This is a genomic window from Sphingomonas astaxanthinifaciens DSM 22298, assembly GCF_000711715.1.
GTDB lineage: Bacteria > Pseudomonadota > Alphaproteobacteria > Sphingomonadales > Sphingomonadaceae > Sphingomicrobium > Sphingomicrobium astaxanthinifaciens_A.
The window spans coordinates 1409348-1422593 of the sequence record NZ_JONN01000001.1; the positions used below are offsets into that span (position 1 = coordinate 1409348).

Genomic DNA, 13246 nt, shown 5'->3' on the forward strand with positions numbered 1-13246 from the left:
GGCTTTCACATCCTCGAATCGATCAATCGAACGAGTTAGTTAGCACTTCATCCTTGGCCTTGCCTGAACGAGGCTAGCGGACCGCCAGCCAGGCCAGCGCCCCTGCCCCGGCCACGATCCGGTACCAGGCGAAGGGCGCGAAGCCGTAGCGGGTGACGATCGCGATGAAGGCCTTCACCACCACCACCGCGACCACGAACGAGACGAGCGCACCAAGTGCGATCCACTGGACCATGCCCGTGCCCAGCTGGTCGTGGTGCTTGGCGAGCTGGAGCACGGTCGCGCCGGTGAGCGTCGGCACGGCGAGGAAGAAGCTGAATTCGGCGGCGGTGCGCCGGTCGACCCCGAAGCTCATCGCGCCGAGGATGGTCGCGCCCGAACGGCTGACGCCCGGGACCATCGCCAGGCACTGGACGAGGCCGACCGCGATCGACTGCTTGAGGCTGACCCCGCTGATTCCACCCGTGGGCTCGGTCCTGGCGAAGCGCTCGACCAGCAGGATGCCGATGCCGCCGATGATCAGCGCCCAGGCGACTACCGCGGCATTGCCGAGCAGAGATTCGATCACGTCGTCGAGCGCGAGCCCCACCACCACCGCGGGGGTGAAGGCGACGAGCAGGTTGCGGGTGAAGATGACCGCCCCCTTCTCCCAGCCGAGCAGGCCGCGGGCGACGGTCCAGAAGGTCCGCCAGTAGAGCACCACGATGGCGAGGATCGCGCCGGGCTGGATGGCGATGTTGAACAAGGCCCAGCGGTCGGCGTCGAAGCCCATCAGCTCGGTCGCGAGGATCAGGTGGCCGGTCGAGGAGACGGGAAGATATTCGGTCAGCCCCTCGACGATGCCGAGGATCACCACCAGCCAGAGGATCGGCATCGTCTAGTCCGCGCTCACCTGGGTCCGACGGCTGGCGAAGCGCCCGCCCTCGTGGAAGCGGTCGAGCCATTCGGGCGCGACGGCGGCGAGCGGGGTCGGCTGGATGCCGAAGGCCTCGAGCCCGGGGCCGGTCGCGACATTGTCGCGCTGGAGCATGATCCACTGGTCACGGCTGAGCGGCGCGCCGGGCAGGAACCCGAGCCTGCTCATCGCGTCGCCGACGAAATCGGGCAGGTCGATGATCTCGGGCGAGCGGCCGGCGGCGGTCGCGATCGCACGGTTGAGTTCGTGCATGGTCATGACATCGGGCCCACCAAGCTCGAATGTCTCGCCGCCGAACCGGCCCGGATCCTGCGCCGCCTTGGCGACCGCTTGGCCGAGGTCGCGGACGAAGATCGGCTGGAACTTGGTCCTGGCCCCCAGCACCGGAAGGACCGGCAGGCGGCTCATGCCGGCGAAGCGGTTGGTGAATTGGTCTTCCTGGCCGAACACCACGCTCGGGCGGATGATGGTCGCCCGGGGATAAGCGGCGCGGACCGCCTGCTCGCCCGCCGCCTTGGTCCGGGCATAGGCCGAGCCGCTGTCGGCCGAGACGCCGATGGCCGAGACGTGGACCAGGCTCTCAACGCCGTTTGAGGCGGCCAGTTCGGCGATCCGGCCCGGCGCCTCGCCATGGATCGCGGCAAGCCGGCCGTCGAAGGCACCGACGAGATTGATCACTCCCCACGCGCCCTCGACCGCGGCCGCGAGACTGTCCGGACGGGTGAAGTCGGCGCGGACGAGGTCGAGCTGCCCGACCGCCGCCAGCGGCTGAAGGAAGAAGGCGTTGCGGGGGGTGCGCTGCGCGACCCGGACCCGGACGCCGGTCTTGAACAGGGCCTCGCAGACGTACCGGCCGATGAAGCCGCCGCCGCCGAAAACCGTGATGATGCGATGCTGCCAGGGGGAGCCGTTCATGCATGGGGCCCTAGCGCCGGAGGGCGGGAGCGACAAGGCAGTGCGAGCAGAGTTGACAGCGTGGCCCGAGGCCCCCTAGGGGCGTCCGCCTACCAGCGAGAAACTGCTCGCGAACAGCTCCTGTGCCCAGGTGGCGGAATTGGTAGACGCACCAGCTTCAGGTGCTGGCGCTCGCAAGGGCGTGGAGGTTCGAGTCCTCTCCTGGGCACCATTTCTCGCGGGCCGAGCGCCGCGGTCTCCCAAACGACGGTTCCGCGCCTAGCGCAGGAAGTTCACCAGGCTGAGGTTCGAAAGCCGGCTGAAGACGGTGTAGCTCGCCTGGAGCGTCGTCTGCTGCTGGGTGAGCGTGCTCGCCACCTCGGCCATGTCGGCATCCTCGTTGCGCGCGACCAGCCGTTCCATGATCAGTGCCCGGTCGGCCGCGCGGTCGGTCATGCTCTCGACCTGCGCCTGGCGCCGCCCGACCTCGGCCCGGACGGCGCGAAGGCTCTTCATGCCATCGTTGATCTGGCCCACCGCCTGGCCCAAAGCGGCAAGCTGCGCGGGTGTCGGGGCATCGGGGATCGGGCCGATCCCGGCGAGTGTCCGGAACGCATCGTACAGTCCCGCACCAAGCGCGCTCGCAGTCGTGCCGTAGGCGATGTCATAGCCCTCGGCGACGCGGGCGCTGGCCTCGACATTGTCGTTGGCGAAGGCATTGGCGGTCGGAACGCCGGCGCTCGCCGCAAGGCTGGCGGGGACGAAGGGCGCGGTGTCGGTGCGCGACCCGGCGAACAGGAAGGTCCCGCCCTCGTCGCTGTTGAGCGCGGTGCGGAAACGCTGGAACGTCTCTTCCGCCAGTTCCTGAAGCCCCTCGGCACGGCCGGTCGCCGAGGCTTCGAGGAGCTTGGTGCGGAGGTCGTTCATCGCCTCCTCGATCCCGCCGATCTGGGTGTCGACCAGCGCCAGCGTGGTGCCGACCCGCGCCCCCACCGCGGCATGGGCTTCCTGCCGCGCGAGTAGCGTCCGCGCCGACAGGTTGCGCATCGTCTCGATCCCGAGCGAGGCGAAATCGGGCGCCTTCTTGCCCGTCGCCAGCTGCTGCTGGGTCTCGGCCAGCCGCCGCTGCGAGAAGGCGATCGATTCGAACAGGGTCCGCTGCATCGGCACGGTCGCCACCCGATTCCATCCGCTCATCGCCGCATCATCCCGATCAGAGTGTCGTACATCTCGGTTGCCGTGGTCATCACCCGGGCGGCCGCCGAATAGCTGTTCTGGAGCGTGACGAGACTGGCCAGTTCCTCGTCGATGTTGACGCCCGAATAGCTGTCGCGGCGGTTGACCGCGTCGGCCTTGCGCGCGGCCATGTCGTTCAGCCGATCCTTGGCGCCCGCCGAATCGAGCCCGGCCTGGCCGAGCACGTAGCTTGCGAAATTCTCGATCCCCGAGACCCGTCCGCGGCCAAGGTCGACCGCCGCGCGGAGCTGGTCGACGAAGGCATTGGCGCCGCGATTGTCGCCCGCACCGGATGCGGCGCCCGACAGGTCGGGGCCGGCAACAAGGGCAAGGAAAGCGACCAGCATGACCGCAAGGTGCACCTGGCACCGTCGCCAGGCAAGCAGGCGCGAGGCCGGCAAGAGAGTCCTGTCCTACACATAACCGATTAGGTTAGCTTTATAGCGACTCGGAAGCCCCCGTATCGAGGAATGACATCATGACCGGAAGCGCCTCGTCCTTCGACGTCCAGACCTTGATCGAAGAACTGATGGCCCGCGAGGGGGATTTTGTCGACCATCCGGCCGACAAGGGCGGGGCGACACGCTTCGGAATAACCGAAGCGGTTGCCCGGGCCCATGGCTACGACGGCCCGATGGCGCTTCTCCCGCGGGACGAGGCGGCGGCCATCTATCGTCGCCTCTACTGGCTCCGTCCGGCTTACGACCAGGTCGCCCGCCGCGCCCCGCGCGTTGCCGCCGAACTGTTCGACACCGGGGCCAACATGGGACCGGGCGTCGCCACCACCTTTCTCCAGCGCGCACTCACCGCCTTGAACCGGAATGGCAAGGATTATCCGGATCTCGAGCCCGACGGTCGGGTCGGTGCCGCCACCCTCGCCGCGCTCGACGCCTATCTCGCGCTGCGCAAGGAGGAGGGCGAGACGGTCCTCCTCCGCGCGCTCGAGGCGCTGCAGGGCGAACGCCATCTCCGCCTGGCCGAGAAAAGACCCGCAAACGAGGCCTTTCTCTATGGCTGGCTCGCGAACCGGAGCGGTGATTCCGACTGAGACGCGACTCGCGCACCCCGTGACTTTTGTGACCTTTGTCAGGAACTGCTCATGCCCATCATCGAAGCCATCGTCGGCCCCGTCGCCAAGGTCATCGACAAAATCATTCCCGATCCCCAGGCGCGCGACCGCGCCAAGCTCGAACTGCTCAAGCTCGAGGGCGACCAGGAGATGGCCGCGATCGCCCAGCAGATGCAGGCGATCGTGGTCGAGGCGCAGTCGGCCGACCCGTGGACGAGCCGGGCGCGCCCGAGCTCCCTCTACGTGATGTACGCGCAGATACTGTGGTCGATCCCGATGGGGCTGATCGCCGCCGCCAACCCGGCCACCGCCGCCGCCATCGGTACCGGCATGACCAGCTATCTGCGCGGCCTGCCGAGCGAACTCTACACGCTCTTCGGCACCGGCTATCTCGGCTACACCGCCGCCCGGACCTGGGGGAAGATGCGCGGGGTCGAGCGCTAGGCATCCGCGGGCATCTTGCCCCTTTGGTCCACTCGTGGAACGATCTTCCCGGTCTCGCCTTCTAGAAGGGCATCAGGGAGGACGTTTCACGCTTGGGGCAGCTACTGGAACCGGGGCGCAATTGCTGGCGGATCGAGCAGGCCGATCGGGCGTTGGTGATCGTCGACGCCTGCGACTATTATCGCATCATCCGCGAGGCGATGCTGCGCGCCAGGCATCGCATCATGATCATCGGCTGGGATTTCGACCCCCGAATCGAACTTGACCGCACCGAGAGCGACCAGAGCCTTGGCGACTTCCTGCTGGAGCTGGCGCGAACCAAGCCGGACGTCCCGATCAAGATCCTCAGCTGGCGGGTCGGAGCGCTCAAGCTCGCGTTGCGCGGATCGGCACTGCTCTGGCTTGCCCGCCTGACCTGGACCAAGGCGATCCGCTTCGTGATGGACGGCGCCCATCCGGTCGGCTGCTCGCACCACCAGAAGATCGTGGTGATCGACGATTGCTTCGCCATTTGCGGCGGGATCGACATGACCGGCGACCGCTGGGATCGCTCCGCCCACGCCGACCACGACCCCGACCGCAAGCGTCCCGACGGCTCCGAATATGGCCCGTGGCACGATGCCACCATGGCCTGCGAGGGGGCGCTCGCCTCGGGCCTTGGCGAACTTGCCCGCGAACGCTGGGCGCATGCCACCGGCGAAACGCTCGCGCCGATCGCCTGCCATGACGAGATCTGGCCCGACCACCTCGAAAGCCAATTCGAGGGCAGCCGCTTCGCCATCGCGCGCACCGTCGCCGCCTATCAGGACTGGAAGGAGGTCCGGGAGATCGAGGCGCTGACCCTCGACCTGATCGCCGCGGCCAAACGCTTCATCTACGCCGAGAACCAGTATTTTACCTCGCCCAAGATCGCCGCCGCGATCCTTCGCAAGATGGAAGAGCCCGACCCGCCCGAGATCGTGCTGGTCAATCCGATCAAGGCCGACGGCTGGCTCGAGCAAGTCGCGATGGACGCCACCCGTCTGCGCCTCATGGAAATCATCGGCGCGCACGACCCCGGCAACCGCTTCCGCATCTTCACCCCAAAGACCGAGGGCGGGGACGACATCTACGTCCATGCCAAGCTGATGATCGTCGACGATCGGCTGCTCAAGATCGGCTCGGCGAACATGAACAATCGCAGCCTCGGACTCGACAGCGAATGCGACGTGGCGCTCGACGCCAGGACCGATGCCGAGCGGTCGGCGCTGACGGCCCTGAGGACGCGATTGATGGCCGAGCACCTCGGCCGCGATGAAGCCGAGGTCGCGGCGAGCTTCGCTCGCACCGGTTCGCTCCTCGCCACCATCGCCGAACTCACCGACCCCGCCGGCCGGCGGCTCGAGCCTTTGCCCTTTGAGAAGCCGACCGGCACCGCCAAGGCGATCGCCGAGACCGAACTGCTCGACCCCAAGAGCCCCGATGCCATGTTCGAAGGGATGACCAAGCGCACCCTGTTCACCGACCTTCGCGGCCGCTGGCACGGCTGGCGCGACCGTCACCGCAAGGCGAAAGGCTGATGGCGAGGCCGTCGCGTCAGGCGCCGTGGCGCAACATCCCCCGTGCCGCGGCCGAACTGGTCGACCGCTTCGGCTGGAACCCGGTCTCGCTCCTCAACCGGATCGATCGCCTGACCCCGGGCCGCGGCGACCGGGCGCGCAAGGCAGGCGAGGACGTCAAGTTCGGCCCCCACGCCCGCCATCACCTCGACATCTGGGTCCCTTCGCACCCGACCTCGGCGCGGCTTCCGGTGGTGATCTTCTTCTATGGCGGCGGCTGGCACTCGGGCGAGCGCGGCGATTATGGCTTTGCCGGCGCGGCCTTCGCGGCGAACGGCTTCGTCGCGGTGGTGCCCGACTACCGGCTGGTGCCCGAGGTCCGCTATCCCGACTTCCTCGACGATGCCGCGCTGGCGCTCAAATGGGTCTGGAACAACATCGCTCACTATGGCGGCGATCCGACCCGGATCAGCGTCGCCGGCCATAGCGCGGGCGCATATATCGCCGCGATGCTGGCGCTCGACCCGCGCTGGACGGACTCGGTCAAGCTGCCGAGGAACACGGTCAAGGCGGGCGTGCTTCTCTCGGGGCCGTTCGACTTCGCTCCCTTTCGCGAGTGGCGCGGCCGGGCGACCTTCGGGAGTTTTCCCGACCCGTTCGAAACCCAGCCGGTCAATCACGTCCGCGCCGACGCCCCGCCCCTGCTGCTCCAGCACGGCAGCGCCGACCGACTGGTCTATGCCAAGAACAGCCGCAGCCTTGATGACGCGCTGACCAGGGTCGGCGCGCCGCACGAGATGAAGATCTACCGCGGCTGCGACCATGCCGGGACCGTGGTCGCCCTCTCCCGCCCCTTTCGCGGCCGCTATCCGGTGCTTGCCGACGCGGTCGCTTTCTTGCGCTCGGTGCTCGGCGTTCCCACCTCTCCGCCAACCAAGTGAGCGGGACAACAATGGAACAATGGCACGGCACCACCATCCTCGGGGTGCGCAAGGACGGCCGCACGGTGATCGCCGGCGATGGACAGGTCAGCATGGGCAATACCGTTATGAAGCCCAATGCGAAGAAGGTGCGGCGGCTGGGCCGTGACGGCCAGGTGATCGGCGGCTTCGCCGGCGCGACCGCCGACGCCTTCACCCTGTTCGAGCGGCTCGAAAAGAAGCTCGAGGCGAGCCAGGGCCAGCTGCTGCGCGCCGCGGTCGAGCTCGCCAAGGACTGGCGGACCGACAAATATCTCCGCAACCTCGAGGCGATGATGATCGTCGCCGATGCCGAGGTGATGCTGGTCATCACCGGCAATGGCGACGTGCTCGAGCCCGAGGGCGGGATCGCCGCGATCGGCTCGGGCGGGCTCTACGCCTTGTCGGCGGCGAAGGCGCTCGCCGACTATGAGGGGGACCCCGAAAAGCTTGCCCGCCGCGCGATGGCGATCGCGGCCGAAGTCTGCGTCTTCACCAACGACCGGCTGACCGTGGAGACGGTCGGCTAGGCTCACCCCATCGCCGTTCGTGCCGAGCGAAGTCGAGGCACCCAAGCGCGAACGGCCCCTCGACTTCGCTCGGGACCAACGGAGCTCTACCTTGAATTCTGACCTGACCCCCAAGACCATCGTCGCCGCGCTGGACAACCACATCATCGGCCAGGCCGACGCCAAGCGCGCGGTCGCGGTCGCGCTTCGCAATCGCTGGCGGCGCCAGCAGCTCGGGCCCGAGCTGCGCGAGGAAGTCACGCCCAAGAACATCCTGATGATCGGGCCGACCGGATGCGGGAAGACCGAGATCAGCCGCCGATTGGCGAAGCTTGCCGACGCCCCCTTCGTAAAGGTCGAGGCGACCAAGTTCACCGAGGTCGGCTACGTCGGGCGCGATGTCGAGCAGATTGCCCGCGATCTCGTCGAGGAAGCCGTCCGGCTCGAGAAGGAGCGCCGCCGCGAGCGGGTCCGCGCCGCCGCCGAGGAGGCGGCCATGGACCGGCTGCTCGACGCGCTGACCGGCAAGGGCTCGAGCGAAGCGACACGCGCCAGCTTCCGGGACCGCTTCTCCGACGGCAGCCTCGACACCGCCGAGGTCGAGATCGAGGTCGCCGAGGCGCCGAATATGCCGTTCGACCTGCCGGGCCAGGGCGGGGTCGGCATGATCAATCTCAGCGAGATGATGTCGAAGGCGATGGGCAGACCGCCCAAGAAGCGGCGCAAGCTCAAGGTGCCGGCGGCCTTCGCCAAGCTGACCGAGGAAGAGGCCGACAAGCGCCTCGACCAGGACGACATCACCCGTGTCGCGCTGGCCGACGCCGAGGCCAACGGGATCGTCTTCCTCGACGAGATCGACAAGATCGCGGTCAGCGACGTGCGCGGCGGCTCGGTCAGCCGCGAAGGCGTCCAGCGCGACCTCCTGCCGCTGATCGAGGGGACGACGGTCGCGACCAAATATGGGCCGCTCAAGACCGACCACATCCTGTTCATCGCGAGCGGCGCCTTCCACGTCGCCAAGCCCGCCGACCTCCTGCCCGAGCTTCAGGGCCGGTTGCCGATCCGGGTCGAGCTGAAGGCGCTGACCGAGGGGGATTTCGTCCGGATCCTGTCGGCAACCCGCGCCAGCCTGACCGAGCAATATCGGGCGCTGCTGGCGACCGAGGGAGTGAGCATCACCTTTGCCGACGAAGGCATCCGCGCGCTCGCCCGGATCGCCGCCGAGGTGAACGAGAGCGTCGAGAATATCGGCGCGCGGCGGCTTCAGACGGTGATGGAGAAACTGCTCGAAACCGTCAGCTTCGAGGCCGAGGACCGCAAGGGCGAAAGCCTCACCGTCGACGCGGCCTTCGTCGAATCGCAGCTCGCCGACCTTGCGCGCAACACCGACCTCAGCCGCTACGTGCTCTGATGTTCTTGTAATGTTCCGTCGCCTCGCGCATTCTCCCCGCCATCGAATCGAACGGCAGGGAGAATGGGCGATGGCGGCGGAACAGGGCGGATGCCTGTGCGGAGCGATCCGCTTCGAGGTGCGCGACGGGGCCCAGCCGGTTCACCATGCGCTTTGCCATTGCCGCGACTGCCAGCGCGCCAGCGGCGCACCCGCCAACAGCTGGAGCCTGTTCGCGAAGGGCGGTGTGACAATCACCGGTGAACCGAAGGGCTATCGCAGCAGCGAACATGCGGAGCGCCAGTTCTGCGCCACCTGCGGGACCAGCCTGTTCTACCTCAACGACCAGATCTTCCCCGGCCAGATCGACATCCAGTCGGCGACCTTCGACAATCCCGACGCCTTTCCGGTGCAGGGGCAGATCCAGACCGCCGAGCGGATCGGCTGGATGGGCCGGCTCGACAGCCTGCCCTCGTTCGAGCGCTATCCCGGCTGAGACGAATCGGCGCGGCGGTAGCGCCAGGTGAGGCCCTCGACGAAGGGGGACCAGAGGCTGGTCTTCACGCCCGCAAGCCGGAGCTTGTCGGCGACCCACTGGTTGCAGGTCTGGACCGCGCTTGCCCGGCCGCGGCCGCGATAAAAGGCGTCGTCGTCGCCATAGCCCGGATGGTCGAGTCGCCGCGGCGGGCCGTCGAACTCGGCCCGGACCGCCGCCCACAGCCGGCGATATTCCTCGGGCCGCAGGCGGATCGCGACGAGGTCCCTGCCCGGTTCGGCGGTGCGATCGACGTGAAGCACCCGCTCTCCCCCGGCCAGCGCATGAAAAGCGGTGGCGGCGGTAAGGTCGCGCCATGCGGGGGTGTCGAGATACACTCGCCGCTCACCCGCGCCGAAGCCGAACCAGCGTGCCTCGAACGGCGGCGCGGCGAAATCGCTCTCGGGAAGCAATGGCCGCCAGTCGAGGCCCTGCGCCCTTGCCGGCATCACGATGTCGGTGTGGACGCCGTTCGAGCGGAGATAGATGGTGGTCCCGTCCTCCGCCTCGCGCCAGTCGGCGTTCACGGGCACGAGCGCGCCGGCCAACGCCGCCCCAAGATAGAGAATCGGCACCGCCAGCACCGCGAGGAGAGCGCGGCCAAGCCAGCCCTTTCGCCTCTTTTGTCGCCCCCGCCGTGCCACCCTTGTCCGTCTCGCCTTGCCTATTCGTTCGGCGCTGACTATCTGCGCCGCTCGTCGCCCGACGCAAGGGCGGCACTTCGGTCGGGGCGTAGCGCAGCCTGGTAGCGCATCACACTGGGGGTGTGGGGGTCGCTGGTTCGAATCCAGTCGCCCCGACCATTTCTTCTTCGCTTTGAAAGTCCAGTCCACGCGATGCCCGACTTGAGCCTGATCCTCGCCGCAGCCGCTGCTCCAGCCGCTCCGTCCGGTGCGACCGCCTTCCTGATCCAGACTTTCCCCTTCCTGCTGATCTTCGTGATCTTCTATTTCCTGATGATCCGCCCGCAGCAGAAGCGCGTGCGCGAGCATCAGGCGATGATCGACGCGGTCAAGAAGGGTGACGACGTGATCACCGCCGGCGGAATCCGCGGCCGGGTGACCCGGGTCGTCGACGAGCGCGAGGTCGAGGTCGAGATCGCACAGGGCGTTAAGGTCCGTGTGGTGAAGTCGACCCTGACCCAGATCCTCGGCGCCCCGACCAAGCAAGCGAACGACTGATGTTCGATCCGCCGAAGTGGAAGATCTGGACGATCTTCCTCGCGATCGCCCTCGGCGTCGCCTTCGCCATTCCGAGTTTCTTTCCGCGCAGCGAAGTCGCCACCTGGCCGAAGTTCGCCCCGCGGACCCAGATCGCCTACGGGCTCGACCTTGCCGGCGGCAGCCAGCTGCTGCTCGAAGCCGACCTTGCCGACGCCACCCGCCAGCGGCTCGCCGCCATGGAGGACAGCGTTTCCCAGGAGCTTCGGCGCGAGCCGCGGATCCAGGCCGGCGACATCTCGGTCGCCAACGGCCAGCTGAGCTTCATGCTGCGCGACCCCACCCAGCTCGACGCTGCGGTGGAGCGGGTCCGCACCCTGACCCAGGGCGTCGGCCTGACCGGCACCCGCACCTGGAACGTCAGCACCCAGGACGGCAACCGGGTCATCATGGTCCCGACACCCGAGGGCAATGCCCAGGCGGTCAAGGAAGCGATGACCGTCGCCCGCGACGTCGTCCGCCGCCGCATCGATCCGTCGGGCACCCGCGAAGTCACCGTCATCAATCAGGGCTCGAACCGGATCCTGGTGCAGGTCCCGGGGATCGACGATCCCGAGGCGCTGAAGCGCCTGATCGGCCAGACCGCCCGGCTCGAGTTCAAGCTGGTCGACCAGCGCGCCGATCCGGCCCAGGTCGCGCAGGGCCGCGCGCCCGCCGGCAGCCAGGTCCTGCCGATGGCCGATGGCCAGGGCAATATCGCAGTCCAGCGCCGCGTGATGGTCTCGGGCGAGCAGATCGCCAGCGCGCAGCAGACCTTCGACCAGCAGACCGGCGCGCCCAACATCACCATCCGCTTCGATTCGGCCGGCGCCAAGCGCTTCGGCCGGACCACGACCGAGAATGTCGGCAAGCCCTTCGCCATCATTCTCGACAACAAGGTGCTGTCGGCGCCCAACATCAACGAGCCGATCCTCGGCGGCACCGCAACCATCAGCGGCGGCTTCACGGTCGAGACGGCCAACGAGCTCGCCATCTCGCTGTCCTCGGGCAAGCTGCCGGTGAAGCTCGATCCGATCGAGGAGCGGACCGTGTCGCCCGACCTCGGCAAGGATTCGATCCAGTCGGGCCTGATCGCCTCGGCCATCGCGATCTTCGCGGTGATGTTCTTCATGGTCATCACCTATGGCCGCTTCGGCTGGTATGCGAACCTCGGGCTCGTCATCAACGCGCTGCTGATCCTCGGCATCATGGGGATCTTCGGCTCGGCGCTGACGCTGCCGGGCATCGCGGGCTTCGTGCTGACGATCGGTGCGGCGGTCGACGCCAACGTGCTGATCAACGAGCGCATCCGCGAGGAGCAGCGGCGCGGCCGCAAGATCCTCGACGCGATCGAGACCGGTTACAAGGAAGCCTCCACCGCCATCTTCGACGCCAACATCACCAACGTCATCGCCGCCGCGCTGATGTGGTATTTCGGCTCGGGCCCCGTGCGCGGCTTCGCCATCGTCCTCCTGATCGGCATCGTCACCTCGGTCTTCACCGCGGTGAACTTCACGCGCCTGCTGGTCGCCCTGTGGGTCCGCAAGAACCGCCCGCGCGAACTGCATATCTGAGGCGCTGACCCATGAAACTGCTCAAGCTCGTTCCCGACAACACCAACATCGACTTCATGCGGGTGCGCAACATCGCGCTCGTGCTGTCGATCCTGGTGACCATCGCCAGCCTGTCGCTGGTGGCGGTCAAGGGGCTCAACCTCGGGATCGACTTCGTCGGTGGCCAGGTCGTTCGCGCGACCTTCGCCCAGCCGGTCAACATCGAGGACCTGCGCGGCCGCATCAACGCGCTCGAGGTCGGCGAGGCGAGCATCCAAGACTTTGGCGACAGCCGCACCTACCAGGTGCGCCTGCCGAGCCCGCCGGGCGATCCCGCCGCCTCGGCCCGGATCATCGGCCAGGTCCGCGGCACGCTCGAGAAGAACTATCCGGGCGTGAAGGTCGGTGCCGGCGAGGCGGTGTCGGGCAAGGTGTCAGGCGAGCTTGCCCGCGACGGCCTGCTCGCAATCAGCCTCGCGATGCTGGGCATCGCCATCTACATCTGGTTCCGGTTCGAATGGCAGTTCGGCGTCGGCGCCCTGGTCACCCTGTTCCACGACGTCTCGATGGTGCTCGGCTTCTTCGCGCTGACCCAGCTCCAGGTCGACCTCAACATCGTCGCGGCCTTCCTCGCGATCGTCGGCTATTCGCTCAACGATACCGTCGTCATCTACGACCGGATCCGCGAGAATCTGCGCAAGTATCGCAAGATGCAGATGCTGCAGATGCTCAACCTGTCGCTGAACGAGACGCTGTCGCGCACCATCGTCACCTCGGGCTCGATCATGCTCGCGCTGGCGATGCTGCTGATCTTCGGTCCGGACGTCATCTTCGGCCTGACGATCGCGATCCTGCTCGGCACCTTCGTCGGCACTTATTCGTCGATCTACATCTCGGCGCCGATCCTGGTCTGGCTGGGGGTTCGTCCCGACAGCTTCCTCAAGGCCGAAGACAAGGCACCGGCGGTGGCCGGCGGCGACGGCGCGGTGGTGTAAGGCGGCGTT

At 67.6% G+C, this 13246-nt stretch carries 15 protein-coding genes and 2 tRNA genes; 12 read left to right on the plus strand and 5 right to left on the minus strand.

The genetic code is table 11. The annotated features are described in order from the left end of the window. Window positions 1-73: 73 nt before the first annotated feature. The gene (locus BS69_RS0107265; RefSeq protein ID WP_029941300.1) at window positions 74-874 is read right to left on the minus strand and encodes an undecaprenyl-diphosphate phosphatase; all 801 of its coding nucleotides are present in this window, start codon (window positions 872-874) and stop codon (window positions 74-76) included. A gap of 3 nt (window positions 875-877) precedes the next feature. Beyond that, a complete protein-coding gene (locus tag BS69_RS0107270; protein ID WP_029941301.1) occupies window positions 878-1831 on the minus strand; it encodes a complex I NDUFA9 subunit family protein in 954 nt (317 codons plus the stop codon). Window positions 1832-1955: 124 nt separating this feature from the next. Here BS69_RS0107270 and BS69_RS0107275 point away from each other — a divergent pair. Next, a tRNA-Leu gene (locus BS69_RS0107275) sits at window positions 1956-2042 on the plus strand. 47 nt (window positions 2043-2089) lie between these two features. Here BS69_RS0107275 and BS69_RS0107280 read toward each other — a convergent pair. Both BS69_RS0107280 and BS69_RS0107285 read right to left on the minus strand, forming a co-directional pair. Further along, window positions 2090-3007 (minus strand): flagellin, encoded by a 918-nt coding sequence (locus BS69_RS0107280; RefSeq protein ID WP_037504425.1) that lies wholly within the window; start codon window positions 3005-3007, stop codon window positions 2090-2092. Continuing rightward, entirely contained in the window at window positions 3004-3393 is a 390-nt protein-coding gene (locus BS69_RS0107285; RefSeq protein WP_084184538.1) for a flagellar basal body rod C-terminal domain-containing protein, read from the minus strand. The genes BS69_RS0107280 and BS69_RS0107285 overlap by 4 nt, the downstream gene beginning before the upstream one ends. A 131-nt stretch (window positions 3394-3524) precedes the next feature. Between BS69_RS0107285 and BS69_RS0107290 the strand changes: the two genes are divergently transcribed. The 7 genes from BS69_RS0107290 (at window position 3525) to BS69_RS0107320 (ending at window position 9451) form a co-directional block, all read left to right on the plus strand. Next, complete coding sequence (locus tag BS69_RS0107290; protein ID WP_029941304.1) at window positions 3525-4094, plus strand: glycoside hydrolase family 108 protein; 570 nt, start codon at window positions 3525-3527, stop codon at window positions 4092-4094. A gap of 51 nt (window positions 4095-4145) precedes the next feature. Continuing rightward, window positions 4146-4559, plus strand: a complete 414-nt coding sequence (locus tag BS69_RS0107295; RefSeq protein WP_029941305.1) for a holin family protein — start codon at window positions 4146-4148, stop codon at window positions 4557-4559. A gap of 92 nt (window positions 4560-4651) precedes the next feature. Further along, window positions 4652-6118, plus strand: a complete 1467-nt coding sequence (locus tag BS69_RS0107300; protein WP_037504428.1) for a phospholipase D-like domain-containing protein — start codon at window positions 4652-4654, stop codon at window positions 6116-6118. Continuing rightward, a complete protein-coding gene (locus BS69_RS0107305) occupies window positions 6118-7038 on the plus strand; it encodes an alpha/beta hydrolase (protein WP_051676613.1) in 921 nt (306 codons plus the stop codon). Before BS69_RS0107300 ends, BS69_RS0107305 begins: the two co-directional genes overlap by 1 nt. A gap of 11 nt (window positions 7039-7049) precedes the next feature. After that, on the plus strand, window positions 7050-7586 hold the full coding sequence (gene hslV, locus BS69_RS0107310; RefSeq protein WP_029941308.1) for an ATP-dependent protease subunit HslV: 537 nt from the start codon (window positions 7050-7052) through the stop codon (window positions 7584-7586). Between the two features lie 91 nt (window positions 7587-7677). After that, window positions 7678-8976, plus strand: a complete 1299-nt coding sequence (hslU, locus tag BS69_RS0107315; protein WP_029941309.1) for an ATP-dependent protease ATPase subunit HslU — start codon at window positions 7678-7680, stop codon at window positions 8974-8976. A gap of 70 nt (window positions 8977-9046) precedes the next feature. Next, complete coding sequence (locus BS69_RS0107320; RefSeq protein WP_029941310.1) at window positions 9047-9451, plus strand: GFA family protein; 405 nt, start codon at window positions 9047-9049, stop codon at window positions 9449-9451. Here the strand turns inward: BS69_RS0107320 and BS69_RS0107325 are convergent. Beyond that, window positions 9439-10065 (minus strand): TIGR02117 family protein, encoded by a 627-nt coding sequence (locus tag BS69_RS0107325; RefSeq protein WP_169738072.1) that lies wholly within the window; start codon window positions 10063-10065, stop codon window positions 9439-9441. The genes BS69_RS0107320 and BS69_RS0107325 overlap by 13 nt on opposite strands. A gap of 151 nt (window positions 10066-10216) precedes the next feature. Here BS69_RS0107325 and BS69_RS0107330 point away from each other — a divergent pair. The 4 genes from BS69_RS0107330 to secF all read left to right on the plus strand — a co-directional run bounded on the left by BS69_RS0107330 (window position 10217) and on the right by secF (window position 13237). Continuing rightward, window positions 10217-10293, plus strand: a tRNA-Pro gene (locus BS69_RS0107330). Between the two features lie 33 nt (window positions 10294-10326). Then, window positions 10327-10671: a preprotein translocase subunit YajC gene (yajC, locus tag BS69_RS0107335; protein WP_084184361.1), complete on the plus strand. Its 345-nt coding sequence runs from the start codon at window positions 10327-10329 to the stop codon at window positions 10669-10671. Then, window positions 10671-12263 carry a protein translocase subunit SecD gene (gene secD / locus BS69_RS0107340; protein ID WP_029941313.1) on the plus strand — a complete coding sequence of 531 codons (1593 nt, stop codon included), beginning with the start codon at window positions 10671-10673 and terminating at the stop codon, window positions 12261-12263. The genes yajC and secD overlap by 1 nt, the downstream gene beginning before the upstream one ends. An 11-nt stretch (window positions 12264-12274) precedes the next feature. Continuing rightward, a complete protein-coding gene (gene secF / locus BS69_RS0107345) occupies window positions 12275-13237 on the plus strand; it encodes a protein translocase subunit SecF (RefSeq protein ID WP_029941314.1) in 963 nt (320 codons plus the stop codon). Window positions 13238-13246 lie beyond the last annotated feature (9 nt).